Origin of the sequence: Actinomadura sp. GTD37 (genome assembly GCF_041951365.1) — a bacterium.
Taxonomy (GTDB): Bacteria; Actinomycetota; Actinomycetes; order Streptosporangiales; family Streptosporangiaceae; genus Spirillospora.
Genome location: NZ_JBGNUS010000020.1, coordinates 1 through 2,835 on the forward strand (window position 1 = coordinate 1; position 2,835 = coordinate 2,835).

Annotated in this window: 3 protein-coding genes and 1 pseudogene; 2 read left to right on the forward strand and 2 right to left on the reverse strand. The window is 70.9% G+C overall.

All coding sequences use genetic code 11. The features are described 5' to 3' along the window. The coding region (locus ACA511_RS40540; protein ID WP_375030078.1) for an alpha-amylase family glycosyl hydrolase at nucleotides 1–559 on the reverse strand (559 nt) is incomplete at its 3' end. 507 nt (nucleotides 560–1,066) lie between these two features. Between ACA511_RS40540 and ACA511_RS40545 the strand changes: the two genes are divergently transcribed. Both ACA511_RS40545 and ACA511_RS40550 read left to right on the forward strand, forming a co-directional pair. Continuing rightward, nucleotides 1,067–1,387, forward strand: coding sequence for a hypothetical protein (locus ACA511_RS40545; protein ID WP_375030079.1), 321 nt, complete (start codon nucleotides 1,067–1,069; stop codon nucleotides 1,385–1,387). A gap of 3 nt (nucleotides 1,388–1,390) precedes the next feature. Continuing rightward, a complete protein-coding gene (locus ACA511_RS40550; protein WP_375030080.1) occupies nucleotides 1,391–2,272 on the forward strand; it encodes an STAS domain-containing protein in 882 nt (293 codons plus the stop codon). Nucleotides 2,273–2,275: 3 nt separating this feature from the next. On the opposite strand, the pseudogene ACA511_RS40555 reads toward ACA511_RS40550, so the two are convergent. Beyond that, a pseudogene (locus tag ACA511_RS40555) lies at nucleotides 2,276–2,835 on the reverse strand (hypothetical protein); the annotation flags it as partial.

Genomic DNA, 2,835 nt, shown 5'->3' on the forward strand with positions numbered 1-2,835 from the left:
TGCGGGCGTCGGGGTAGCCGGTGTCGTCGTCGGCCCACATGTAGAAGTCTCCGAAGGGGCCGTCGGGGTCGGTCCGGGATGCCTGGAACCAGGGGTGCTGGTCGGAGGTGTGGTTCATCACCAGATCCGCGATCACCCGGATGCCCCGCGCATGCGCCTGCTCGATGAGCTCCACGAAGTCCCCCAGCTCCCCGAAGTCGGGCAGGATGCTGGTGTAGTTCGCGATGTCGTAGCCGCCGTCTTTGAGCGGTGAGTGGTAGATGGGCAGCAGCCACAGGCAGTCGATGCCGAGCCATTGCAGGTGGTCGAGCTTGGAGATGAGTCCGCGCAGGTCGCCGTAGCCGTCGTTGTTGGAGTCGGCGAACCCGCGCACCGACACCTCGTAGAACACCGCCGTCTTGAACCAGTGCGGCGTGCGCGGCGTCTTCTCGTCGAACGGATCCGGGACGGCTCCGGCGGCCGGCGCCCCGGCCGCCCTCCGGACGGGCCCGATGCCTGCGCCCGGTTCGGTGACCTGGTCGGACGTGCTGCGGGCGGAGTTCTTCGGCTGGCCGTGCATGGGTCACCCCGGGTGTGTTGGAGACATCTAGATCAGCAATTCCCGCCGCCGGTGCCGGGGACGTTCGCGACAGGCAACCATCCGTAAAAGATTCAGTACGCTCCGTGACTATCCGGCCCGTTTCGGTCGCGCACCGCCCCTCGGCCCTCCGAGTCCGCGGGTCCGTGCGAGTCCGTGCGAGTCCGTGCGAGTCCGTGCGAGTCCGTGCGAGTCCGTGCGGGTCGGTGCGAGCCCGCGCGGGACGGCCCGGGACGGTCATCGGCCCGGCAGCCGCCGGGCACGCGGCGGGAAAGTAGCGCAAAAACCCGGCCGTCCACGGCCCGGACGCTGGCGCCGCGCTTCCCGAAGACTTGCCGCGCGACGGTTGTGTCATGTCCGTGTTTTTAGGTTCGTCGCTTTTTCTGCCGCAGGCCCCGGGTAGGTCATTTCCAAGCTCAGAACCCGCCCCCGCGGCGGGTTCTGATCAGTTCGGACGGAAAGCGTCCGTCCAGAGCGATCGGAGGGACAGTGGAGCGCTGGGAGAAGTCGCCATCGGTCGTACCGACGCGCGATGAGCTCGTGGCGCGGTTGCGCGTTCGCTTCGCCGACATTCCGGTTGAGAACGTGCGCCGCTGCGTCGACGACCTGTGGTGCTGCTGCACCCATCTCGGGTTGCGGCCCGAGGAACGGACCATCGAGCGCCTCGCGGCGTCCCGGCTGACGGGCGTCGTGCGGGGCGGCCGGCCGCCCTATCCGGACGGCCGGACGGCGTCCAGACCGCCCGGCTCCACCCTGACCGCCCCGCCCCGGCCCGCGCGCGCGGCCGCCAGAACCCCGATCGGGATGTGACGTATGAAGGACACGACCGTGCCGGGCCTGAGCATCGAGACCCGGCGAGGGTTCATCGTGCTCAGCCTGCCCGCGCAGATCAGCTGGCAGAACTACGCGGGCATCCGGGAGGGGGTCAGCCGGGCCCTCTCGATGACGGCGTCGATGACGGCGGGGTCCCCGGCCGCCGGGCCCCGGGCCGCCGGCGGCCCGCCGCGCGGACGGCGGCGCACGTGCGTCGTCGTCGACTTCGGTGACGCGGTGCTGCTGGACGCGGCCGGGCTGGTCCTGCTGGCCCGCGCCGAGACGCGGGCGCAGCTGCTCGGCTGCCCGCTGCGCGCCGTGGTCCCCGCGCTGTCCGCGCACGTGCGGCGGGCGCTGCACCTCACCGGGCTGGCGCAGCTCGTGCCGGTGTTCCCGGACGTCGCGTCGGCGACGGCCGCGCCCGTCCCGGCCGGGACGGCGCGCGACGTCGACACCACGCACGTGCTCGACGCCATCCGCGCCCTGCACCCGGGGGACGCCGGGCTCACCCCGACGCCGCCCGCCCCGTCCGAGCTGATGATCACTACGACGGAGGCCGGCGACGGTGACCACACGGTGGTGCACCTGTCCGGCACGCTGGACGAGGTGACGGTGCCGCGGCTCGGCGAGACGCTGACCACGCTGGTCGAGGGCAACCTGCGGCACCTCATGGTGCGGATGCACGAGCGCCTCGGCATCCGCTGCGACCCGCTGCCGATCCTGCTCGGCATCCGCTGGCGCGTCGCCGCCGAGGGCGGCTGCCTGGCGCTGCCCGCGCTGCCCGCCCGGCTCCGCGAGATCATCGACCGGGAGGGGCTCGGCTCGGTGTTCACCGGCTGCCGCTCCATCGAGGACCGGCTGCTCGGCGCCGAGCCGGTCTGACGCTCAACTCCCGGCCGCCGGCCGGCGCCGGTTCCGGGCGGCCTGCGGCGGCTTCCGGCCCGACCTCGCCGTCGTGCCGTCCGCCCCGGCCATGCTCCCGTCGGAGCGGCTCCCACTGGCCCGCACATGTCCTCCATCGTTCCGCTCGAACGTGAGGATGTGTGCGGGTCGTGTTTGGGGGTCGAGGTATATGTAGTTGGTTTGGGTCCAGGTGTAGGTGGTGCCGTCGAGTTGGTCGGTGACGGTGTGGTGTTGGTGGGGGTTGTCGGGGAGGCCGAGTGCGGGGAGGTCGAGGTGGACGGTGGCTTCGCGGGGTTGGTGGGGGTTGAGGTTGATGATGGTGAGGACGGTGTCGTGGAGGTGGCGTTTGGAGAAGGCGAGGAGTTCGGGTTGGTCGATGTGGTGGAAGTGGAGGTTGCGGAGTTGTTGGAGGGCGGGGTGGTTGTTGCGGAGTGTGTTGAGTTGGGTGATGAGGGGGGCGATGGTGGTGTTGTTGCGGGTGGCGGTGTCCCAGTCGCGGGGGCGGTATTGGTATTTTTCTGAGTCGCGGTATTCTTCGCTGC